The following is a 20,333-nucleotide window of genomic DNA, read 5'->3' on the forward strand; positions in this document are numbered from 1 at the left end:
GGGCTGCCGCCGGGCCGGTCGCGCGGGACGCCGGCCCGGACGCTCCCGGGGGCGGGGACACCGGGTGTTCTCCGGCGTAATAAAGTCGCTGACATGCTTGATGTCCTGACGGTGGTGACCGGTGTCGCCGCGTTGCTGCTCGGCGCCTGGTGCGGGTGGGCCGCCTACCGTGACCAGCCGACGAAGGACTGGCACTTCATCGGGATGGCCGTGGTCACGCTGCTGGCGCTGGTGCAGCTGGTCGTCGGGATCGTGCAGCTGGCCCGGGGCGAGAAGCCGGAGCAGGGCACGACGATCTTCGTGGCGTATCTGCTCGGCGCGTTCGCGTGCGTCCCGGCGGCCGGCTTCATGTCGCTGGGCGAGCGCTCCCGCTGGGGATCGCTGACGGTCGCCGCGAGCGGCGTCGTGCTGGCCGTGCTCGAGGTACGGCTCTATGACATCTGGAGAGGCTGAGATGGCCGCGACGCGGGAGAGGACGCAGCGCGAACCGCACCGGACGCGGCTGATCGGCGGGCCGGGGCTGCTGCTGGTGTGGCTGTACGGGGTGATGGTCGTCGGCGCGGTGTCGCGCTCCGCGTACCAGATCGCCGCCGAGTTCGACCGGGCGCCGCTCGCCTACTCGCTGTCGGCGGCGGCCGGCGTGGTCTACGGCTTCATCACCTACACCCTGGTGCGCGGCGGGGAGACGGCCCGCAGGGCGGCGCTGGTGTGCTGCGCCGCCGAGCTCGTGGGCGTACTGACCGTGGGGACCTGGACGCTGGTGGAGCCGTCCGCGTTCCCCGACGCCACCGTGTGGTCGGACTACGGGATGGGGTACCTCTTCATCCCGGTGCTGCTGCCCCTGACGGCCGTGTACTGGCTGCGCAGGGCGCGGCCGGGGCAGCGGCCCGCGGCCTGATCAGGCGGTCGTCGCGTAGGCCTGCGCCTGCTTCTCCAGGACGATCATCGGTACGCCGTCGGCGCCCCGGGAGGTGCCCACCCGCTGGTAGCCGACCTTGCTGTACAGCCGCAGGTTGCTCTCGCTGCGGTGCCCGGCGTGCAGGCGGAAGGTCCGGGCGCCGCGCTCGCCGGCCAGGGCGGACTCCGCGGCCCGCAGGAGACGCGCGCCGATGCCGTGTCCCTGGAGGCGGGGGTGGACGCAGAGCTTGCCGATCGCGGCGGCGCCCTCCTCGGTGATCCTGCCGTGCACCGAGCCGACGATCTCGTCGCCGAGGCGGGCGACGAAGACGCAGTCGGCGGCGACCTCCTCGCGGACCGAGTCGAGGGTCTGGACGAGCGGGTCGATGCGGTAGTTGCCGTAGAGCGCCGCCTCGCTCTGGAAGCACAGGTACTGCAACCTGAAGATCTGCTCCGCGTCCTGCCCCGCCGCCGCAGAGATGGTCACGCTCATGCCCATGTGCGCATGCCTCCCGCTCACCTGATCACCTGTCGTCCCCCACTCCTATCCCCGTCCTCGGCGCGCCGCAACCTCCTGTGTGAGCAAACGACGCAGACATCCCAGGCATCTGGAGCGTTCCGGTCCAAGAGCACCCTGTGAGATACCCAACTCCCCCGCGATCTCCCGGTATGTCGGGTCGCGCGGGGACAGCAGCGCCTCCATCAGTTCCGGGCAGCGGCCGGGCAGCCGACGCACGGCGTCCCGCAGGGCACGGCGGCGGGCGGCGGCGAGCGCGAGGGGTTCGGGCCCGTGGCGGCCGGTGTCGGCGGGGTCGCCGGCCAAAGCGGTCTCCCGGCGGGCCCTGCGGCGGGTGCGGCGGGCCTCCGCACGGACGGCCCGGCGGAGCCAGTCCGGGGGGTCGGACGGCGGGCCGCAGGTGTCGAGACGCTCCAGGAGGCGGAGCCACACCGCCTGTTCCAGGTCCGCCGGTTCGGTCCCGGAGCCGGGCGCCTCGGCGGCGGCCTCCGCGCTGAGCAGCGGATGCAGGGAGAGGACCAGCTCGTACGCCGCGACCGGCTCGTGTGTCATACCCGCGACGACTCGGCCGCCCCGGGCGGGGTTGCCCGGAGCGGCCCGGACTCACCCTTACCGGGGCGGACCGGATCAGCCGTTGACGAAGTCCTCGCGGGCCAGCAGTCCGGTGTCCGGGTGGTCGGTGAAGACACCGTCGATGCCGGTGGCGAAGTACGCCCGGTAGGCGCCGAAGACGTCGCCGTAGGCGTCGGAGGCCGTGCCCTTGCGGAAGTCGGCGGGCAGGAAGGGGTTCTCGTTGCGCAGGGTGTAGGGGTGCAGGATCAGGCCCGCCCGGTGCGCGTCGCGCACCAGGGTCGTCGGCTCGGTGAGCCGGCCGGCCGCGTCGCGCGGGATGACCAGGTCGAGGGTGGGGCCGATGCCCTGGGCGTAGCCGGCGATCTCGCGCAGGCCCCTGCGGGTGACGAGGTCGGCGACGGTGCGCGGGTCCCCCGTCTCGACGAAGTCCCAGGGGCGGGTGGCGGCGCCGGAGAGGAGGACGACGAGGGGGTTGTCGACCAGCTTGTTGAGGCGCTCGATGCTGGTCGGCTCGAAGGACTGGAGGACGACCGGCGCGTTCTTGTCGTCCTTGCCGTGCCGGCGCAGCAGCTTGGCGACCCGCTCCTCCAGGCCCAGTCCCAGCGTGCGGAAGTAGGTGGGGTGCTTGAGCTCGGGGTAGATCCAGACCTGCTTGCCGCGCTTGCGGGTCTGCTCGTCCTGCCAGCGCAGCACCTCCTCGAAGGTGGGGATCTCCCAGCGGCCGTCGTAGAGGGTGTTGTGCGGGCGGTTGGCGGGGATGCGCTCGACGGCGCGCAGCCGCTTCAGCTCGGCGAGGGTGAAGTCCTCGGTGAACCAGCCGGTGACGGGGGCGCCGTCCAGTGTCTTGGTGGTCCGCCGGCCGGCGAATTCGGGGTGGTCGGCGACGTCCGTGGTGCCGCCGATCTCCGGCTCGTGCCGGCAGACGAGGTGACCGTCCTTGGTGGGCACCAGGTCGCCGGCCTCCACGATGTCCGCGCCCATGTCGAGGGCGAGCTGGTAGGCGCCGAGGGTGTGCTCGGGCCGGTGACCGCTGGCCCCGCGGTGGCCGATGATCGTGGGGACGGGCAGGCCCTTCAGACCCCGGCCGCCGCCGTGCCGGGCGCCGGCGGCTCTCGCGGTGCCGCCCAGCGCCAGGACCGGTGCGGAGGCGCCGAGCACCGCGGCGCCGAGGAGGGCCCGCCGTCCGGTTCCGCCCGCCTGTTCGTTCGACTCCCGCGTTCCCATGAGGACCCTCCTGCTGTCGGCTCGTCCGGTGCGGGGCGATCGTAGGTGCGCGCGGATGACGCACGGGAGACCCCGGACCGAACACGCGGGTGATGTTGCGTGACGCCCGCCCCTCATACGGATGACGTACGTCTGTCGTATTCCGGCGGGGATGTGACGGCTCGTCCGGTTGGGCCGGACGGGGAGGGGCACGCGTGCGGTGTGCGGGTCCGGGCGACTTCCGTCACAGCGTGACCGCCGTGTCGCGCGCCGGCCGCGGGCGGGCCACCGCAGGTGAACCCGGGTCAAGAGTGAGTAAGACCTCGGTGAACTCCGCCCGGCCCGGCGTGCGCGACCCCCCGGGCCGCGAGTAATGTCCTCACCTGCACAGACTCGTACGGCATGAACCGACGTCCGTTTCCCACCGGAGGGCCCGTTGTCCCGCTTCGCGCTCATCAAGGCAGTGCTCGGTCCGATCATGCGCCTGATGTTCCGCCCACAGGTGGAGGGCGCGGAGAACATCCCGGGTGACGGTCCCGTCATCCTGGCCGGCAACCACCTGACGTTCATCGACTCGATGATCCTGCCGCTCGTCTGCGACCGTCAGGTCGTCTTCATCGGCAAGGACGAGTACGTCACCGGCAAGGGCCTCAAGGGCCGGCTGATGGCGTGGTTCTTCACCGGCGTCGGCATGATCCCGGTCGACCGCGACGGCGGCCGGGGCGGGGTGGCGGCGCTGATGACCGGGCGCCGGGTGCTGGAGGAGGGCAGGATCTTCGGCATCTACCCGGAGGGCACCCGCTCCCCCGACGGCCGGCTGTACCGGGGCCGCACCGGCATCGCCCGGCTCACCCTGATGACCGGCGCGCCCGTCGTGCCGTTCGCCATGATCGGCACGGACAAGCTCCAGCCGGGCGGGGCGGGCCTGCCCCGCCCGGGCAAGGTGACGGTCCGTTTCGGTGAGGCGATGGAGTTCTCCCGGTACGACGGCATGGGCCGTGACCGGTATGTGCTGCGTGCGGTCACCGACTCGGTGATGGCCGAGGTGATGCGGCTGTCCGGGCAGGAGTACGTCGACATGTACGCCAGCAAGGCGAAGGCGGCGTAACGCCGGGCGCCGGCCGGCCCGGAACGAGGGTGGCGGGCGGCCGGGGCCGGGGCCGGGGCCGCGGCCGCGGATCGGGGGCGACCGGTCGCGCCCACGCGGCGGAGCCGCACAGGGGGACGGCCCCGCGCCCTCAGGCCGGCTGTCCGGCCGTCGGCCACCCGGCCCTCGCCCCCCTAGGACCGGTCGTCCAGGCGTTGGTCCCGGAGCATGAACCATGCCGCTGCCGCCGCGGCCAGCAGGACCGCCGCTCCCGTGCCCGCCGCCAGGGTGAGGCCGTCGACGAAGGCCTGGCGGGCCGCGTCCAGCATGGGCCCGGCCGTGTGGGCGGGCAGTGCGGACGCCGCTTCCACCGCGCCGCCCAGTGACTCGTGCGCCTCGGCCGGGGTGCCCGCCGGGCCGCTGAAACCGCGGTAGACGCCGGTCACGATGGAGCCGAGTACGGCGATGCCGAGAGCGGCGCCGAGTTCGTACGCCGTCTCGGAGACGGCGGAGGCCGCGCCCGCCTGCTCCTTGGGCACGCTGGAGAGGATCACGTCGGCGGTCACCGTGAAGGAGAAACCGGCGCCCAGGCCGACCACCAGCAGCGCCGCCCCGAGCAGGGGGTATCCGGTGGACTGTCCGATCACCGTCAGCGCGGCCAGGGCGAGACCGATGGCCGCCAGTCCCCCGGCGACGACCGAGCGCACCGAGTAACGCCGGGCGGCCCGGCCGGCGACCAGTCCGGCCGCCACCGCCCCGATCGCGGCGGGCAGTTCGGCCAGTCCCGCCTCGAAAGGACGCCGGCCCTGGACGAGTTGCAGGTACTGCGAGAGGAAGAAGACCAGCCCGGACAGGCCGAGGACGGTCAGCAGGTCGGCGAGCACGGCTCCGCTGAACCCGCGGTGGCGGAACAGCCGCACGTCCAGCAGCGGGACGGGAAGGGTGAGCTGACGGCGTACGAAGCCGTACAGGGCGCCGGCCCCCAGCAGCCCGGCGGCCAGGGCGGACCAGGCGAAGCCGTGGCTCGCGGTCTCCTTCACCGCGTACACGACGCCGACCACGCCGGCCAGGGACAGGACGACACCGGTCAGATCCCAGGGGCCGGAGGCCGGGGTGCGGGACTCGGGGAGCAGCTTGGCGCCGACAACCACCAGGACGGCCATCACGGGCAGGTTGATCAGGAAGACCGAGCCCCACCAGAAGTGCTCGAGCAGGAAGCCGCCGAGGACCGGCCCGACGGCGGTGCCCGCGGAGGCGGTCGCACCCCAGATGCCGATGGCGAGGCTGCGTTCGCGCGGGTCGTGGAAGAGGTTGCGGATCAGGGCGAGGGTGGCCGGCATCAGGGTGGCGCCGGCGACACCGAGCAGGGCCCGCGCGAGGATCAGCACCTCGGGCGTGTGCGCGTAGGCGTTGAGCACGGATATCAGGCCGAACGCGGCGGCGCCGCAGAGCAGGATCCGCTTGCGGCCGACACGGTCGCCGAGGCTGCCCATGGAGACGAGCAGACCGGCGATCACGAACGAGTAGACGTCGCCGATCCACAGCAGCTGGGTGCCGGTGGGGGCGAGGTCCTCGCTGATGTACGGGGTGGCCAGGCCGAGGACGGTCGCGTCGACGGCCACCAGCAGCACGGCGAGCACGAGGACGGAGAGCGCGAGCCACCGGCCCGGCCGCTTCACCGTCTCGGTCGTGGTCCCGGGCCGCAGGGCGCTGGTCATGATTCCTTCCTTCGCGCCGGGGCGTCCGGGCGTCGTACTCCGCCGAGCAGCAGCTCGACGATCATGTGAGTGAAGTCCTTGGGGGCGACTCGGCCCTCGGCCACCGCCCAGGCGGCGGAGGCGAGCAGTCCGTAGAGCGCCTCGGTGAGCCAGGCCAGGGCGAGGTCGATGCGGAACTCCCCGCTCGCCTGGCCGCGCCGGAACAGCGCGGCGATGCGCTCGTCGATCGCGGCCCAGCCCTCGTTCTGCTCCTCACCCTCGAACAGCTGGTTCTCGGTGTAGAGGAAGGCGAGCAGGGGGGCGTGCGGTTCGATCCCGGCGACCAGGCGGCGCACGGCGTCGGCGGCCGGTCCCTCGTCGGTCCGGGCCGCGGCCAGGGCGGCCTCGCACTCGGCGATCCCGAGCGCCTCCAGCGCCCGGACCAGCGCGTCCCGCCCGGCGAACTGCCGGTGCAGCGTGGCACGGCTGATGCCGGCGGCCTTGGCGACCTCGTCCATGGTCGCGGTGGATTTGCGGGTCAGCAGGGCGGCGGCGCTGCGCAGCACATGGTCACGATCGACAGCCATGAGACGACAGTACCCCACATGAGACATGAATGTCTCATGTGGGGCGTGTGAGTCTCATGACTGTCGTGTGAGGAGAAGCCGTCCGCTCAGTGCCAGGGCAGCTGTCCGCGCCGCTCCCAGTAGGTTCCCGGCTCCTCGGCCAGGCCGGCGAGGCGGGACATCTGGTCGTCGGTGAGGTCGACGGCGGCGGCGTGCAGGTTGGAGGCGAGCTGGGCGGTGGTGGCCGCGCCGGAGAGGACCACGCCGGCCCACGGCTGCCGCAGGACCACCGCGAGGGCGACGGCGTCACAGCCGAGGCCGGTCTCCTCGGCGACGTTCCGCAGCGCCTTCGGGGCATTGGCGGCGGCGAGCCGGCCGTTGGCCATGCCCTCCTTGACGATCACGGTGAGCCCGGCGTCATGGGCCTCGGCGAGCGCGGGCCCGGCGGAGGTCTCCAGAGCGTTGTACGTCGACTGGACGGTGCGGAAGAGGGGCTCGCCGTCGACCGTGACGGCGAGGGCGGCGCGGATGGCGTCGGCCTGGGCGGGACCGCTGGTGGAGAAGCCGACGGTGAGGCCCTCGCCCGCCGCCTCCGCGAGCCGGGCGTGCAGCTCCTTGTCGGTGAGGGCGGGGCTCTCGGGGGTCACCGAGTGGATCTGGTAGAGGTCGAGCCGGTCCCCGAGCAGCACCTCGGTCTCGACGCGCTGACGCTCGTACGCCGCGAGGGAGTGGTCCTTGACCTCGTGCCGCTCGGCGTCGGTGGACCAGTCGGCGGTGTAGGTGTAGCCCCATTTGCTGCCGATGACGACGTCGTCGACGTCGGGACGGGCCTTCAGCCAGTCGGCGAGGAACTCCTCGGAGCGGCCGTAGGAGCGGGCGGCGTCGAAGTAGCGGACGCCCTGGGCGTAGGCGGCGTCGAGGAGTTCGTGCGTGCGGACGCGCAGCGTCTCGACGCTGCGGTCCTCTCCGAGGTCGTCGTCCCGGCCGAGGTTGATGTAGCCGGGGCGGCCGACGGCGGCGAGGCCGAGGCCGAGGTGGCAGGTGGGGGTCGTCGCTGTCGCCAGTCGGGCGAAGGGCATCGCGGGCTCCGTCGGTCGGGTCCGGTTTCGGCGTTCCGACCAACGTAACCCGCGATGCCCTTCCGCTCCGCCCGGGGAAGCGTGCGCCGAGGAGCTCGCCACGTGCCGCGCACCGGCCGGTGCGAGTGGTTCGCGGTTGTCCGCGCGGTTCCCCGCGCCCCTGGGGACCGCCCGCACGGGCGCTGGATCAGTTCTGCCGCTTCGCGTCCGCCCAGGCGTGCTGGGCCGCCACGTCCGCCTTCACCTCCGCCAGCTGGACCGCGACCGCGCTCGGGGCCGTGCCGCCCCGGCCGTCGCGGGAGGCGAGGGCGCCCGGCACGTTCAGGACCGACCGCACCTCGGGGGTGAGGTGGGCGGAGATCCCGGCGAACTGTTCGTCGGTCAGTTCGTCCAGTTCCTTGCCCTCGGACTCGGCGGCCTTGACGCACTCGCCGGCCACCTCGTGGGCGACGCGGAACGGGACGCCCTGCTTGACCAGCCACTCGGCGATGTCGGTGGCGAGGGAGAAGCCGGCCGGGGCCAGTTCCTCCATGCGCTCGCGGTGCACGGTGAGGGTGGCCATCATGCCGGTGAAGGCCGGGAGCAGGACCTCCAGCTGGTCGATGGAGTCGAAGACCGGCTCCTTGTCCTCCTGGAGGTCGCGGTTGTACGCGAGGGGCAGCGCCTTGAGGGTGGCCATCAGACCGGTCAGGTTGCCGATCAGGCGGCCGGACTTGCCGCGCGCCAGCTCGGCGATGTCCGGGTTCTTCTTCTGCGGCATGATCGAGGAGCCGGTGGAGAAGGCGTCGTGCAGGGTCACGAAGGAGAACTCCTTCGTGTTCCAGATGATGATCTCCTCGGCGATCCGGGAGACGTTCACGCCGATCATCGCGGTGATGAAGGCGAACTCGGCGACGAAGTCCCGGGAGGCGGTGCCGTCGATGGAGTTGGCCGCGCTGCCGCGCTCGAAGCCGAGGTCCTCGGCGACGGCCTCCGGGTCCAGGCCCAGGGAGGAACCGGCGAGCGCGCCCGAGCCGTACGGGGACACGGCCGTGCGCTCGTCCCACTGGCGCAGCCGCTCGGCGTCCCGGGACAGCGCCTGGACGTGGGCGAGGACGTGGTGGGCGAAGAGCACCGGCTGGGCGTGCTGGAGGTGGGTGCGGCCGGGCATGGCCACGTCCGGGTGGGCCTCGGCGAGGCCGACGAGCGCGTCCTGGAGGTCGGCGATCAGACCGCCGATGGTGCGGGCGTGGTCCCGCAGGTACATGCGGAAGAGGGTCGCCACCTGGTCGTTGCGGGACCGGCCGGCGCGCAGCTTGCCGCCGAGGTCGGGGCCGAGGCGCTCCAGCAGACCGCGCTCCAGGGCGGTGTGCACGTCCTCGTCGGCGATGGTGCCCGTGAAGGAGCCGTCGGCGACGTCCGCCTCCAGCTGGTCGAGGCCCGCGATCATCCGGGTCAGCTCGTCCTCGGTGAGCAGCCCCGCCGCGTGCAGCACCCGGGCGTGGGCACGCGAGCCGGCGATGTCGTAGGGCGCGAGCCGCCAGTCGAAGTGGACGGACGCGGACAGCTTCGCCAGGGCCTCGGCGGGACCGTCGGCGAAACGGCCGCCCCAGAGCCGGACGTCACCGACGTCACCGTTGTTGCTGCTCACTTGGGTGCTCCTCGAGGGGTTCCGGATGTGCCGCCGCCTCCCCACGGTGGCGTGAGGAGGCGGCTGTCAGGCCAGTGCGTGGGAGGGCCGTCGGCCGGTCACGCCAGGTCGCGCTTGGCGGCGATCTTCGACGACAGACTGTAGATGTCGATGAAGCCCTTGGCCGCCGCCTGGTCGAAGGTGTCGCCCGTGTCGTAGGTGGCCAGGTTGAAGTCGTACAGCGACGACTCCGAGCGCCGGCCGGTGACGACGGCGCGGCCGCCGTGCAGGGTCATCCGGATGTCGCCGTTGACGTGCTGGTTGGCCTCGGTGATGAAGCCGTCCAGGGCGCGCTTCAGCGGGGAGAACCACTGGCCGTCGTAGACCAGTTCGCCCCAGCGCTGCTCGACCTGCCGCTTGTAGCGGGCGAGTTCGCGCTCGACGGTGACGTTCTCCAGCTCCTGGTGAGCGGTGATCAGGGCGATGGCGCCGGGGGCCTCGTAGACCTCGCGGGACTTGATGCCGACGAGGCGGTCCTCGACCATGTCGATCCGGCCGATGCCCTGGGCGCCGGCGCGCTCGTTGAGCTGCTGGATGGCCTGGAGCACGGTGACGGGCTTGCCGTCGACGGCGACCGGCACACCCTCCTTGAAGGTGATGACGACCTCGTCGGGCTCGCGCGCCACGGCCGGGTTCTGCGTGTACTCGTAGACGTCCTCGATCGGTGCGTTCCAGATGTCCTCGAGGAAGCCGGTCTCGACGGCACGCCCGAAGACGTTCTGGTCGATGGAGTACGGGGACTTCTTGGTGGTGGCGATCGGCAGGCCCTTGGCCTCGCAGAAGGCGATGGCCTTGTCGCGGGTCATGGCGTAGTCGCGGACCGGGGCGATGCACTTCAGGTCGGGGGCGAGGGCGACGATGCCGGCCTCGAAGCGGACCTGGTCGTTGCCCTTGCCGGTGCAGCCGTGGGCGACGGTGGTGGCGCCGTGCTTCTGCGCGGCGGCGACGAGGTGCTTGACGATCGTCGGCCGGGACAGCGCGGAGACCAGCGGGTAGCGGTCCATGTAGAGGGCGTTGGCCTTGATCGCCGGGAGGCAGTACTCCTCGGCGAACTCGTCCTTGGCGTCCGCGACCTCGGCCTCGACGGCACCGCAGGCGAGAGCGCGCTTGCGGATGACGTCCAGGTCCTCGCCGCCCTGGCCGACGTCGACCGCAACGGCGATGACCTCGGCGCCCGTCTCCTCGGCGATCCAGCCGATGGCGACGGAGGTGTCCAGACCGCCCGAATAGGCGAGTACGACGCGCTCGGTCACGGGTTTCTCCTCACAGTGCATTCGCTGACATGCATGAGTATGCAGTAGTCCGCATGAATCGTCAATCTGCCGGTGAATCCACGGCCGGGTTGAACACCGGAAACCGCTTTCGCGTACTTGTCGCCGGACGCAGGCGCCGCGTCGGACCGATCGAGACACCACGACAGACGACACCCGTGACACCCCGACCCGAGTGAGGCATCCGCATGTCCAGGGCCCTTCCGAAGTACAACAAGCGCCGCGTCGGCTTCGTCGGCGGCGCCGCCGCGGTGGCGCCGACCGGCGCGGTGATCGCCGGCACCGCCCTCGCCGGCGAGCCGTCCGGGGACGGCGGGGACGCGAACGCCCGCCCCCTGGCGGGGCCGGGCACGATCTCCTGTCCCCGGGTGGCCCCCGAGCTCCCCGCGATCCCCGCCTCCGCGCGGGCCGAGGTCGAACGCAACCTCGGCGACCTCGACCGGCAGATCGCCGAAGCGAACGAACGCCTGGTCGACACCGCCGGGCAGGGCGGACCCGACTTCGTCCGGAACGCCGTCCTCGGCCCCCTCCAGGACAAGCGCGTCGCCGCCGTCGACCGCATCGCCACCGCCATCGGCCGCACCGCCGAACGCCCCTCCGGACTGGACTCCCTGGCCGCCTGCACGCTCACCAGGTGAGGTGACAGGCGCCGTGGCCGCCCCGTACAAGCGCCGGCCGGGGCGGCCACGGTCTCTCCCGGCGTCCGGCCGTCGGACGATTCCTTAGACAGGCGAAAGACCTGGCCCCATAATCGGTGGACATGGGAAAGACTTATGAGCGCATAGACGGCCGCCTCCGTGCCTTCATCGAGGAACAGCCGGTCTTCTTCACCGCCACCGCCCCACTGTCCGCCGACGGCACGGTCAACCTCTCGCCCAAAGGGCTCAAGGGGTCCTTCGCGGTCCTCGACGAGCTCACCGTCGCCTACCTCGACTTCGCCGGCTCCAACGCCGAGACCATCGCCCACCTGCGCGAGAACGGCCGGATCACCCTGATGTGGTGCGCCTTCCAGGGGCCGCCGAACATCGTGCGCGTGCACGGCCGCGGCGAACCCGTCTTCCGGGACGACCCCCGCTTCGGGGAGCTGCTCACCCGTTTCCCCGACATCGACCCCTCCGTCCACGGCCTGCGCGCCGTCATCGTCGTGACGGCCGAACTGATCCGGGACACCTGCGGGTACGCGGTGCCCTTCATGGCGTACGAGAGCGAGCGGGACCTGCACGAGAAGCGGTTCGCGCGGGAGGACGACGCCTCGCTCGACGCGTACTTCACCAAGAAGGAGTACATCGCGACCAGCCTGGACGGACTGCCCGGGCTGCCGTTGCCGCTGCCCCCCTCCACCGTCTGAGCCATGCGCCCAGGTGCCGCCCCGCTGCCGTACTCGTCCCCCGCCATCCGCTCCTGCCCGGCGCCGGCCGGTCGCGCCGGGCAGGAGCGGATGGCGGGCACCGGGGGCGGCACCCGACTGATCACCGCGGTGGCGCCGGGCACCGGCTCGACGTCCGGCACGGTCACCTGGTGGGACCGGGAGCGGGCGCACGGCGACCACTCGCCACTGAGCCGTGAATTCCCTCTGAACACTCCGGCGCGACGGCACGTATCTGTGGGCCAAGGGTCAAGCCCCCACGGAGGAACCGTGACCACCACGCTCGCCGGCGGCCGTGCCGCCCGCCGCCAGACGATGCGCCGCATCCGGCCGCGCCGCTCCCCCGCCGTGCCCCTGCTGCTCGCCGTGGGCGCGGGCGCGGTGGCCGTGCTGTGGTTGTGGTGGACCAGCACACCGTCCATCGCGGACACCACCGGGAAGATCATCGCCGCGGGCCGGATCACCGGCCTGCTCGCCGGCTATCTGATGGCCCTGGTGGTGCTCCAGATGGCGCGGGTGCCCGCGCTGGAGCGCCGGGTGGGCTCGGACCGGGTCGCCCGCTGGCACGCGATGAGCGGCCGGTACACCGTCAGCCTGGTCATCGCCCATGTCTTCCTCATCATGTGGGGCTACGCCCGCCAGGCGGGCAGGAGCCTCGGCGACATCGTGCAGCAGACCGTCACCTCCATCAACACGCTGCCGGACATGGGCAAGGCCGCCATCGGCACCGGTCTGCTGTTCGTCATCGCCTTCCTCTCCGTCGGCCCGGTCCGGCGCAGGCTGCCCTACGACGGCTGGTACCACGTGCACCTGCTGACCTACGCGGCGGTCTTCCTGACGTTCTGGCACCAGATCACCACCGGCAACGAGTTCGCCGTCGAGCCCACCGCGAAGACCTTCTGGTACGGGTTGTACGGCGCCGTGACCGCGCTGGTCCTGTGGTACCGGATCATCACCCCGGTCCGGCTCAACCTGCGGCACCGGATGCGGGTCGCGGCGGTCGTCGAGGAGACGCCGGGCATCGTGTCGGTGCTGATCAGCGGGCGCAGGCTGCACCGGATGGGGGCGGAGGCCGGGCAGTTCTTCCGCTGGCGGTTCCTGGCGCCCGGGATGCGGTTCAGCTCCCACCCGTACTCGCTGTCGGCGGCGCCCCGCCCCGACATGCTGCGGATCACGGTGAAGGCGATCGGCGACCACACCTCACGGCTGCGCGAGCTGGAGCCCGGCACGCGGGTGTGGGCGGAGGGCCCCTACGGGGCGCTGACCGCGCAGCGCCGCAGCCGCGGCAAGGTGCTGCTGGTGGCGGGCGGAGTGGGGATCACCCCGATGCGCGCGCTGTTCGAGACGCTGCCCGGCGCCTCAGGCGACATCACGCTGCTGTACCGGGCCAACAGCACGCAGGACCTGGCGCTGTGGGGCGAACTGGCCAAGATCGCCGACGAGCGGGGCGCCCGGCTGATGTACGCGGTGAACAGCCCCGACGGGGAGCGCCCCGACATCTCGGCGGAGACCCTGCGACGGAAGATCCCGGACGTCGACCGCCACGACGTGTTCCTGTGCGGTCCGCCCGGGTTCGCGCAATCGGTGTACGAGGCTCTGCGCGGCGCCGGGGTCCCCGCGCGCCGTATCCATCACGAGTCGTTCGACATGTGAGCGACGGGCCGTCCACCCGGGTCGTCCACACCCATCAGGAGCTTGAGAAGCGATGAGAAAGAGCCACCCCGTCCGGCGTGCCGTGCTCGCGACCGCCGCCACCGTGTCCGGCATCGTGCTGCTGTTGTCGCTCAAACCGGCGTCCGACCCCGGCTCGGCCGCCGCGGCCGGCGGCGCGGCCCCGCCCGCGGCGGCCCAGTCGCCGCAGGGCGGCGCCCAGCCCATCGGGGACGGAACCGTCACCGGTGACGCGGCGCGGACCCAGTACGGCGCGGTGCAGGTCCGGCTGACGGTGAGCGGCGGGAAGATCACCAAGGCCGAGGCGGTGCAGGCACCCGCGGGCGGGCGGAGCGACCGGATCACCTCCGACGCCGTGCCCAGGCTCAACCAGGCGGCCGTCGCGGCGCAGAGCGCGGAGATCGACGCGGTGTCGGGGGCGACCTACACGAGTTCCGGCTACAGGAAGTCGCTGCAGTCGGCGCTGGACAAGGCGCGGGCGGCCGGGTCCCCGGGGGACTCCGGGCCGGCCGGCGGCGGGGACGCGGGGAGCGCGGAGGCGCGGACCGTCACCGGGGACGTGGCGCAGACCCAGTACGGGCCGGTGCAGGTGCGCATCACCGTCAGCGGCGGGAAGATCACCAAGGCCGAGACGGTGCGGACGCCCGAGGGCGGGCGGAGCGACCGGATCACCTCCGACGCCGTGCCCAGGCTCAACCAGGCGGCGGTGGCGGCCGGCGACGCGGAGATCGACGCGGTGTCGGGGGCCACGTACACCAGTGCCGGGTACAAACAGTCCCTCCAGTCGGCGCTGGACAGGGCCGGTGGCTGACACGGTGGCCGAGCCGGCCGAGGCTCCCGCCGCGGTGCGTCACGTGGAGGAGGCGATGGGGACCGTCTTCTCCCTCGACGTCCGCGGCGGGGAACCCACCGCGGTGCGCGCCGCGCTTCAGGAGGCGGTCGCGGGGCTGCACCGGGTCGACGAGGTGTTCAGCACGTACCGCGACGGCAGCCAGATCTCCCGGCTGGCGCGCGGTGAGCTGGGCGTCGGGGAATGCGATCCCGAGGTCGCCGAGGTGCTGGAGCTGGCGGCGGAGGCGGAGCGGGTGAGCGACGGCTGGTTCAGCGCGCGGTACCGGGGGCGCCTCGACCCGACCGGGATCGTCAAGGGCTGGGCCGTCGAGCGGGCCGCGCGGCGGCTCGCGGCGGCGGGGGCGGTGGGGGCGAGCGTCAACGGGGGCGGGGACGTGCAGGTGCTGGGTGTGCCGGGGGCGGGGCGGCCGTGGCGGGTGGGTGTGTCGGACCCGCTGCGTCCGGGTGGTCTCGCCGCCGTCGTCTCCGCGGCCGGCGCCTCGGAACTGGCTGTGGCGACGTCCGGGACCGCCGAGCGGGGGGACCACATCGTCGACCCCCGGACGGGACGGTCGGCGGTGACCGACCTGGTCGCGGTAACGGTCGTCGCGCCGCGGCTGACGTGGGCGGACTGCTGGGCGACGGCGGCGTTCGCGATGGGAGCGCGGGAAGGTCTGCGGTGGCTCGAGTCCCTGCCGGACGTCGAGGCGCTGCTGATCACGGCGGGTGACGAGGTGCGGTGCACGGGAGGGCTGGCGGGGCGGCTGGGCTGAGCGGCGCTGCGGCTGACGCACCGAAGCAGCACTCGCCCGCGTCTGCGGGGAAACGGCCGCGCCCACCCGTGCCGCCCTGGGGCACGGGTGCCCGTGGACGAGCCCGGGGCTGCAGCTCCCGGGGGTGCGGGGGACCGCGCGACCGGCCACGGACGGTCCGCGGTCGGCGAACCCGCCGCCCCGCCCCCTTCAGTGGCCGTTCTGGGCCAGGCGCAGCAAGTGGTCGGCCAGGGCCTGGCCCCCCGTCGGCTCCCTGCTGATCAGCAGCAGCGTGTCGTCGCCGGCGATCGTGCCGAGGATGTCGTGCAGTTCCGCCTGGTCGATCGCCGAGGCGAGGAACTGCGCGGCGCCCGGCGGAGTGCGCAGGACGACGAGGTTCGCGGAGGCCTCCGCGGAGATCAGCAGCTCCTGGGAGAGCCGCCGCATCCGCTCCTCCTTCGCGGACCCGCCCAGCGGCGCCCGGGGGGTGCGGAACCCCCCCTCGCTCGGCACCGCGTAGATCAGGTCGCCGTCGGTGTTGCGGATCTTCACCGCGTTCAGCTCGTCCAGATCGCGGGAGAGCGTCGCCTGGGTGACGCTCAGCCCGTCGTCGGCGAGCAGCTTCGCCAGCTGGCTCTGCGACCGCACCGGCTGCCGGTTGAGGATGTCCACGATCCGGCGGTGGCGTGCGGTGCGCGTCTGCGGCACGGCAGGCCCGGCGTGCTGACCCTGACCCTGGTCCTGCTCCTGGCTCATCGTCGTCTCATTCTCCGGATCGTCCTTCCCCACCCGCCGTACCGGCCCGGTCCAGGATGCCGGGCAGCGCCCCGAGGAAGGCGTCCACCGCGTCGTCCCCGAGGTTCAGCGGCGGCATCAGCCGTACGACATCGGGGGCGGGCGCGTTCACGAGGAACCCGGCGTCCTGAGCCGCCTGTTGCACCTGGGGCGCGAGCGGCTCGGTGAGCACGATACCCAGGAGGAGGCCCGCGCCCCGGACACGGTCGATCAAGGCGTGGCCGGCCCCCTCGATTCCGTCGCGGAGTCTCTCGCCCTGCCGCTTGACGTTCTCCAGCAGCCCCTCGTTCTCGATGGCGTCGAGAACGGCGAGTCCGGCGGCGCAGGCGACCGGGTTGCCGCCGAAGGTCGTGCCGTGGTGGCCGGGCCCGAGCAGGTCGGCCGCGCGCCCGAAGGCGACGGTGGCGCCGAGCGGCAGCCCGCCGCCGAGCCCCTTCGCCAGGGTGACGACGTCCGGCAGGACGCCCTCGTGCGCCTGGTACTCGAACCAGTTGCCGGTACGGCCGACGCCGGTCTGCACCTCGTCCAGCACGAGCAGTGCCCCCGTGGCCGCCGTGATCGCCCGGGCCGCCTTGAGATAGCCGGGCGGAGGCACCACGACCCCGTTCTCGCCCTGGATCGGCTCGATGACCACCAGCGCGGTGTCCTCGGTGACCGCCGCGGCCAGCGCCTGGGCGTCGCCGTACGGGACGTGCGTGACGTCACCGGGCAGCGGCAGGAACGGCTCGCGCTTGGCGGGCTGGCCGGTGAGGGCGAGCGCGCCCATGGTGCGGCCGTGGAAGCCGCCGTCGGTGGCGACCGTGTGCCGTCGTCCGGTCAGCCGGCCGATCTTGAACGCGGCCTCGTTCGCCTCCGCCCCCGAGTTGCAGAAGTAGACCCTGCCCTCGCGGCCGAAGAGCTGGAGGAGCCGTTCGGCGAGCGCGACGGGCGGCTCGGCGACGAACAGGTTGGAGACGTGGCCGAGGGAGGCGATCTGCCGGCTCACGGCCTCGACGACCGCCGGGTGGGCGTGGCCGAGCGCGTTGACGGCGATGCCGCCCACGAAGTCGGCGTACTCCTTGCCGTCGGCGTCCCACACCCGCGCGCCCTCACCGCGCGCCAACGGCAGTCGCGGGGTGCCGTAGTTGTTCATCAGCGCGCCCTGCCACCGCGCGGTCAGTTCCGCGTTGCTCACGACTCCCCCTGTTCGTCGGGCACGACCATCGTGCCGATGCCCTCGTCCGTGAAGATCTCCAGCAGGATCGAGTGCTGGACCCGGCCGTCGATGACGCGGGCGGTGGTCACGCCGTTGCGCACGGCGTGCAGGCAGCCCTCCATCTTCGGCACCATGCCGGAGGACAGCTCCGGCAGGAGTTTCTCGAGCTGGGACGCGGTGAGCCGGCTGATCACCTCGTCGGAGTTCGGCCAGTCCTCGTAGAGTCCCTCGACGTCCGTGAGGACCATGAGTGTCTCGGCGCCCAGTGCAGCAGCGAGTGCCGCAGCCGCCGTATCAGCATTGACGTTGTAGACATGCCCCGTATCACCGTCGTCCTGGCTGCGGGCGATCGAGGAGACGACCGGGATGCGGCCGTCGGCGAGCAGGGCCTCGATCGCGCCCGTGTCGATCTCGGTGATCTCGCCCACCCGCCCGATGTCGACCGGCTCGCCGTCGATCTCGGGCCGGTGCTTGGTGGCGGTGAGGGTGCGCGCGTCCTCGCCGGTGAGGCCGACGGCGAACGGGCCGTGCCGGTTGAGCAGCCCGACCAGCTCCCGCTGCACCTGTCCGGCGAGCACCATCCGTACGACGTCCATGGCGTCCTCGGTGGTGACGCGCAGGCCGGCCTTGAACTCGCTGACGATGCCGTGCCGGTCGAGCGCGGCGCTGATCTGCGGGCCGCCGCCGTGCACGACGACCGGCTTGAGGCCGGCGTGCCGCAGGAAGACGACGTCCTGGGCGAAGGCGGCCTTGAGGTCCTCGTCCACCATGGCGTTGCCGCCGAACTTGATGACGACCGTCCTGCCGTGGTGCCGGGTCAGCCAGGGCAGCGCCTCGATGAGGATCTGCGCCTTGGGGAGCGCGGTGTGCTTACGCGTAGTGCTCATGACGAATAAGCGCTGTTCTCGTGGACGTAGTCGGCGGTGAGGTCGTTGGTCCAGATGGTGGCGGTGGCGTCGCCGGCGGCGAGGTCCGCCACGATGTGGACCTCGCGGTAGCGCATGTCGACCTTGTCGCGGTCCTCGCCGACGCCGCCGTTCTTGCACACCCAGACGCCGTTGATGGCGACGTTGAGTTCGTCGGGCTCGAAGGCGGCCTTCGTGGTGCCGATGGCGGAGAGGACGCGGCCCCAGTTGGGGTCCTCGCCGTGGATGGCGCACTTGAGGAGGTTGTTGCGGGCGATGGAGCGGCCCACCTCGACGGCGTCGTCCTCGGTCGCGGCGTTGATCACCTCGACCTTGATGTCCTTGCTGGCGCCCTCGGCGTCGCGGATGAGCTGCTGGCCGAGGTCGTCGCAGACGGCCCGTAGGGCCTCGGCGAACTCCTCGTACCCGGGTGTGGTCCCGGAGGCGCCGGAGGCGAGCAGCAGCACGGTGTCGTTGGTGGACATGCAGCCGTCGGAGTCGACCCGGTCGAAGGTGACCCGGGTCGCGTCCCGCAGGGCCCTGTCGAGCACCTCGGCGTCGAGGTCGGCGTCGGTGGTGAGGACCACGAGCATGGTGGCGAGGCCGGGTGCGAGCATGCCGGCGCCCTTGGCCATGCCGCCGACGGTCCAGCCGTCCTTCGTCACGACGGACGTCTTGTGGACGGTGTCGGTGGTCTTGATGGCGATGGCGGCCTTCTCGCCGCCGTGCTCGGACAGGTGGCCGGCGGCGGTCTCGACGCCGGGGAGCAGCTTGTCCATGGGGAGCAGGACGCCGATGAGTCCCGTCGAGCAGACGGCGATCTCACCCGCCCCCGTCCCCAGCACCTCGGCGGCCTTCTCGGCGGTCGCGTGGGTGTCCTGGAAGCCCTTCGGCCCCGTACAGGCGTTGGCGCCGCCGGAGTTGAGGACGACGGCGGACACCTGCCCGCTCTTCAGCACCTGCTCGGACCAGAGCACGGGCGCCGCCTTGACGCGGTTGGAGGTGAAGACGCCGGCGGCGGCGCGGCGGGGGCCGTTGTTGACCACGAGGGCCAGGTCGGGATTGCCGTTCTCCTTGATCCCGGCGGCGATGCCCGCCGCCGTGAATCCCTGTGCTGCCGTCACGCTCACGGCGCAACTCCGATCGTCGTCAGCCCGGTGGTCTCGTCGATCCCCAGGGCGAGGTTCATGCTCTGGACGGCACCGCCCGCGGTGCCCTTGGTCAGGTTGTCGATCGCGCTGATCGCGATGATCCGGTCCGCGGCGGTGTCGTACGCGACCTGGACCTGAACGGCGTTGGAACCGTGGACGGACGCGGTCGCGGGCCACCGGCCCTCGGGCAGGAGGTGGACGAAGGGCTCGTCGGCGAAGGCCTTCTCGTAGGCGGCGCGCACGGACTCGGCGGTGACGCCGGGCTTCGCCTTCGCGGTGCAGGTGGCGAGGATGCCGCGGGACATCGGCGCGAGGGTCGGCGTGAAGGAGACGGTGACCCGCTCGCCGGCCGCCGCGCTGAGGTTCTGGATCATCTCGGGGGTGTGCCGGTGCCCGCCGCCCACGCCGTACGGCGACATGGATCCCATGACCTCGCTGCCGAGCAGGTGCGGCTTGGGCGCCTTGCCCGCGCCGGAGGTGCCGGAGGCGGCGACGATCACCGCCTCGGGCTCGGCGAGACCGGCGGCGTACGCCGGGAAGAGGGCGAGGGAGACGGCGGTCGGGTAGCAACCGGGCACCGCGACGCGCTTGGACCCCTCCAGCGCGGCGCGGGCACCCGGCAGTTCGGGCAGGCCGTACGGCCAGGTGCCGGCGTGCGGGGAGCCGTAGAACGCCTCCCAGTCGGCGGCGTCCGCCAGCCGGAAGTCGGCGCCCATGTCGATCACGAGCACCTCCTCGCCGAGCTGTTCGGCGACGGCGGCGGACTGGCCGTGCGGCAGCGCGAGGAAGACCACATCGTGCCCGGCGAGCACCTCGGCCGTGGTCGGCTCCAGCACCCGGTCGGCCAGCGGCAGCAGATGCGGCTGGAGCGCGCCCAGCCGCTGCCCGGCGTTGGAGTTGCCGGTCAGGGCGCCGATCTCGACCCCGGGGTGCGTCAGGAGCAGACGCAGCAGCTCACCGCCCGCATACCCGCTCGCTCCGGCCACCGCCGCACGTACCGCCATGGAAAACCCTCCTCCTGGATGGCATGACTATACGTTTCGCTGCACGTTTATGCAACGGCGGACGAGTACGGCCGCCGTCGCGAGGACGGCGGCCCGCGTCCCGG

The 20,333-nt window shown here is 72.5% G+C and carries 21 protein-coding genes; 8 read left to right on the forward strand and 13 right to left on the reverse strand.

Annotated elements, in window-relative coordinates:
* Positions 1–93: 93 nt before the first annotated feature.
* Entirely contained in the window at positions 94–453 is a 360-nt protein-coding gene (locus ACZ8ZB_RS06535; protein WP_470736753.1) for a hypothetical protein, read from the forward strand.
* A gap of 1 nt (position 454) precedes the next feature.
* Entirely contained in the window at positions 455–898 is a 444-nt protein-coding gene (locus ACZ8ZB_RS06540; RefSeq protein WP_470741430.1) for a hypothetical protein, read from the forward strand.
* Here the strand turns inward: ACZ8ZB_RS06540 and ACZ8ZB_RS06545 are convergent, their stop codons facing one another.
* From ACZ8ZB_RS06545 to ACZ8ZB_RS06555, 3 genes are all read right to left on the reverse strand, one after another.
* On the reverse strand, positions 899–1,396 hold the full coding sequence (locus tag ACZ8ZB_RS06545) for a GNAT family N-acetyltransferase (protein WP_470741431.1): 498 nt from the start codon (positions 1,394–1,396) through the stop codon (positions 899–901).
* A gap of 45 nt (positions 1,397–1,441) precedes the next feature.
* The gene (locus ACZ8ZB_RS06550; RefSeq protein ID WP_470736754.1) at positions 1,442–1,966 is read right to left on the reverse strand and encodes a sigma-70 family RNA polymerase sigma factor; all 525 of its coding nucleotides are present in this window, start codon (positions 1,964–1,966) and stop codon (positions 1,442–1,444) included.
* 75 nt (positions 1,967–2,041) lie between these two features.
* Positions 2,042–3,211 carry a glycerophosphodiester phosphodiesterase gene (locus ACZ8ZB_RS06555; RefSeq protein WP_470736755.1) on the reverse strand — a complete coding sequence of 390 codons (1,170 nt, stop codon included), beginning with the start codon at positions 3,209–3,211 and terminating at the stop codon, positions 2,042–2,044.
* 415 nt (positions 3,212–3,626) lie between these two features.
* On the opposite strand from ACZ8ZB_RS06555, the gene ACZ8ZB_RS06560 reads away from it, so the two are divergent.
* The gene (locus ACZ8ZB_RS06560; protein WP_470736756.1) at positions 3,627–4,298 is read left to right on the forward strand and encodes a lysophospholipid acyltransferase family protein; all 672 of its coding nucleotides are present in this window, start codon (positions 3,627–3,629) and stop codon (positions 4,296–4,298) included.
* A 173-nt stretch (positions 4,299–4,471) separates the two neighbouring features.
* On the opposite strand, the gene ACZ8ZB_RS06565 is transcribed toward ACZ8ZB_RS06560, so the two are convergent.
* The 5 genes from ACZ8ZB_RS06565 to ACZ8ZB_RS06585 form a co-directional block, all read right to left on the reverse strand.
* The gene (locus tag ACZ8ZB_RS06565) at positions 4,472–5,995 is read right to left on the reverse strand and encodes an MFS transporter (RefSeq protein ID WP_470736757.1); all 1,524 of its coding nucleotides are present in this window, start codon (positions 5,993–5,995) and stop codon (positions 4,472–4,474) included.
* Positions 5,992–6,561, reverse strand: a complete 570-nt coding sequence (locus ACZ8ZB_RS06570; protein ID WP_470736758.1) for a TetR/AcrR family transcriptional regulator — start codon at positions 6,559–6,561, stop codon at positions 5,992–5,994. Before ACZ8ZB_RS06570 ends, ACZ8ZB_RS06565 begins: the two co-directional genes overlap by 4 nt.
* Before the next feature lie 86 nt (positions 6,562–6,647).
* The gene (locus tag ACZ8ZB_RS06575; RefSeq protein WP_470736759.1) at positions 6,648–7,619 is read right to left on the reverse strand and encodes an aldo/keto reductase; all 972 of its coding nucleotides are present in this window, start codon (positions 7,617–7,619) and stop codon (positions 6,648–6,650) included.
* A 187-nt stretch (positions 7,620–7,806) separates the two neighbouring features.
* A complete protein-coding gene (argH, locus tag ACZ8ZB_RS06580; protein ID WP_470736760.1) occupies positions 7,807–9,249 on the reverse strand; it encodes an argininosuccinate lyase in 1,443 nt (480 codons plus the stop codon).
* A 98-nt stretch (positions 9,250–9,347) separates the two neighbouring features.
* Positions 9,348–10,541, reverse strand: coding sequence for an argininosuccinate synthase (locus ACZ8ZB_RS06585; RefSeq protein ID WP_030832318.1), 1,194 nt, complete (start codon positions 10,539–10,541; stop codon positions 9,348–9,350).
* A 206-nt stretch (positions 10,542–10,747) separates the two neighbouring features.
* Between ACZ8ZB_RS06585 and ACZ8ZB_RS06590 the strand changes: the two genes are divergently transcribed.
* The 5 genes from ACZ8ZB_RS06590 to ACZ8ZB_RS06610 all read left to right on the forward strand — a co-directional run bounded on the left by ACZ8ZB_RS06590 (position 10,748) and on the right by ACZ8ZB_RS06610 (position 15,200).
* Positions 10,748–11,197, forward strand: coding sequence for a hypothetical protein (locus ACZ8ZB_RS06590; RefSeq protein ID WP_470736761.1), 450 nt, complete (start codon positions 10,748–10,750; stop codon positions 11,195–11,197).
* 122 nt (positions 11,198–11,319) lie between these two features.
* On the forward strand, positions 11,320–11,907 hold the full coding sequence (locus ACZ8ZB_RS06595; RefSeq protein WP_470736762.1) for a pyridoxamine 5'-phosphate oxidase family protein: 588 nt from the start codon (positions 11,320–11,322) through the stop codon (positions 11,905–11,907).
* Between the two features lie 288 nt (positions 11,908–12,195).
* Positions 12,196–13,578, forward strand: coding sequence for a ferredoxin reductase family protein (locus tag ACZ8ZB_RS06600; RefSeq protein ID WP_470736763.1), 1,383 nt, complete (start codon positions 12,196–12,198; stop codon positions 13,576–13,578).
* Positions 13,579–13,630: 52 nt separating this feature from the next.
* Complete coding sequence (locus tag ACZ8ZB_RS06605) at positions 13,631–14,407, forward strand: FMN-binding protein (protein WP_470736764.1); 777 nt, start codon at positions 13,631–13,633, stop codon at positions 14,405–14,407.
* A 55-nt stretch (positions 14,408–14,462) separates the two neighbouring features.
* Entirely contained in the window at positions 14,463–15,200 is a 738-nt protein-coding gene (locus ACZ8ZB_RS06610; RefSeq protein ID WP_470741432.1) for an FAD:protein FMN transferase, read from the forward strand.
* A 189-nt stretch (positions 15,201–15,389) separates the two neighbouring features.
* On the opposite strand, the gene ACZ8ZB_RS06615 is transcribed toward ACZ8ZB_RS06610, so the two are convergent.
* Genes ACZ8ZB_RS06615 through argC form a run of 5 tightly spaced genes read right to left on the reverse strand, consistent with a single transcriptional unit; the run spans position 15,390 to position 20,229 of the window.
* A complete protein-coding gene (locus ACZ8ZB_RS06615; protein WP_470736765.1) occupies positions 15,390–15,935 on the reverse strand; it encodes an arginine repressor in 546 nt (181 codons plus the stop codon).
* Between the two features lie 7 nt (positions 15,936–15,942).
* Positions 15,943–17,148, reverse strand: a complete 1,206-nt coding sequence (locus tag ACZ8ZB_RS06620; RefSeq protein WP_470736766.1) for an acetylornithine transaminase — start codon at positions 17,146–17,148, stop codon at positions 15,943–15,945.
* Positions 17,145–18,056, reverse strand: coding sequence for an acetylglutamate kinase (argB, locus tag ACZ8ZB_RS06625; protein ID WP_470736767.1), 912 nt, complete (start codon positions 18,054–18,056; stop codon positions 17,145–17,147). Before argB ends, ACZ8ZB_RS06620 begins: the two co-directional genes overlap by 4 nt.
* Entirely contained in the window at positions 18,053–19,204 is a 1,152-nt protein-coding gene (gene argJ, locus ACZ8ZB_RS06630; RefSeq protein ID WP_470736768.1) for a bifunctional glutamate N-acetyltransferase/amino-acid acetyltransferase ArgJ, read from the reverse strand. Before argJ ends, argB begins: the two co-directional genes overlap by 4 nt.
* Positions 19,201–20,229: an N-acetyl-gamma-glutamyl-phosphate reductase gene (gene argC / locus ACZ8ZB_RS06635; RefSeq protein ID WP_470736769.1), complete on the reverse strand. Its 1,029-nt coding sequence runs from the start codon at positions 20,227–20,229 to the stop codon at positions 19,201–19,203. Before argC ends, argJ begins: the two co-directional genes overlap by 4 nt.
* Positions 20,230–20,333: the final 104 nt, after the last annotated feature.

The sequence above is a fragment of the Streptomyces sp. 12E genome (assembly GCF_055633275.1).

Coding starts and splice junctions, on each gene's coding strand:
- ACZ8ZB_RS06535 (WP_470736753.1), top strand. CDS start 94: ATGCTTGATGTCCTGACGGTGGTGACCGGTGTCGCCGCGTTGCTGCTC.
- ACZ8ZB_RS06540 (WP_470741430.1), top strand. CDS start 455: ATGGCCGCGACGCGGGAGAGGACGCAGCGCGAACCGCACCGGACGCGG.
- ACZ8ZB_RS06545 (WP_470741431.1), bottom strand. CDS start 1,396: ATGGGCATGAGCGTGACCATCTCTGCGGCGGCGGGGCAGGACGCGGAG.
- ACZ8ZB_RS06550 (WP_470736754.1), bottom strand. CDS start 1,966: ATGACACACGAGCCGGTCGCGGCGTACGAGCTGGTCCTCTCCCTGCAT.
- ACZ8ZB_RS06555 (WP_470736755.1), bottom strand. CDS start 3,211: ATGGGAACGCGGGAGTCGAACGAACAGGCGGGCGGAACCGGACGGCGG.
- ACZ8ZB_RS06565 (WP_470736757.1), bottom strand. CDS start 5,995: ATGACCAGCGCCCTGCGGCCCGGGACCACGACCGAGACGGTGAAGCGG.
- ACZ8ZB_RS06570 (WP_470736758.1), bottom strand. CDS start 6,561: ATGGCTGTCGATCGTGACCATGTGCTGCGCAGCGCCGCCGCCCTGCTG.
- ACZ8ZB_RS06575 (WP_470736759.1), bottom strand. CDS start 7,619: ATGCCCTTCGCCCGACTGGCGACAGCGACGACCCCCACCTGCCACCTC.
- ACZ8ZB_RS06590 (WP_470736761.1), top strand. CDS start 10,748: ATGTCCAGGGCCCTTCCGAAGTACAACAAGCGCCGCGTCGGCTTCGTC.
- ACZ8ZB_RS06595 (WP_470736762.1), top strand. CDS start 11,320: ATGGGAAAGACTTATGAGCGCATAGACGGCCGCCTCCGTGCCTTCATC.
- ACZ8ZB_RS06605 (WP_470736764.1), top strand. CDS start 13,631: ATGAGAAAGAGCCACCCCGTCCGGCGTGCCGTGCTCGCGACCGCCGCC.
- ACZ8ZB_RS06610 (WP_470741432.1), top strand. CDS start 14,463: ATGGGGACCGTCTTCTCCCTCGACGTCCGCGGCGGGGAACCCACCGCG.
- ACZ8ZB_RS06615 (WP_470736765.1), bottom strand. CDS start 15,935: ATGAGCCAGGAGCAGGACCAGGGTCAGGGTCAGCACGCCGGGCCTGCC.
- argB (WP_470736767.1), bottom strand. CDS start 18,056: ATGAGCACTACGCGTAAGCACACCGCGCTCCCCAAGGCGCAGATCCTC.
- argC (WP_470736769.1), bottom strand. CDS start 20,229: ATGGCGGTACGTGCGGCGGTGGCCGGAGCGAGCGGGTATGCGGGCGGT.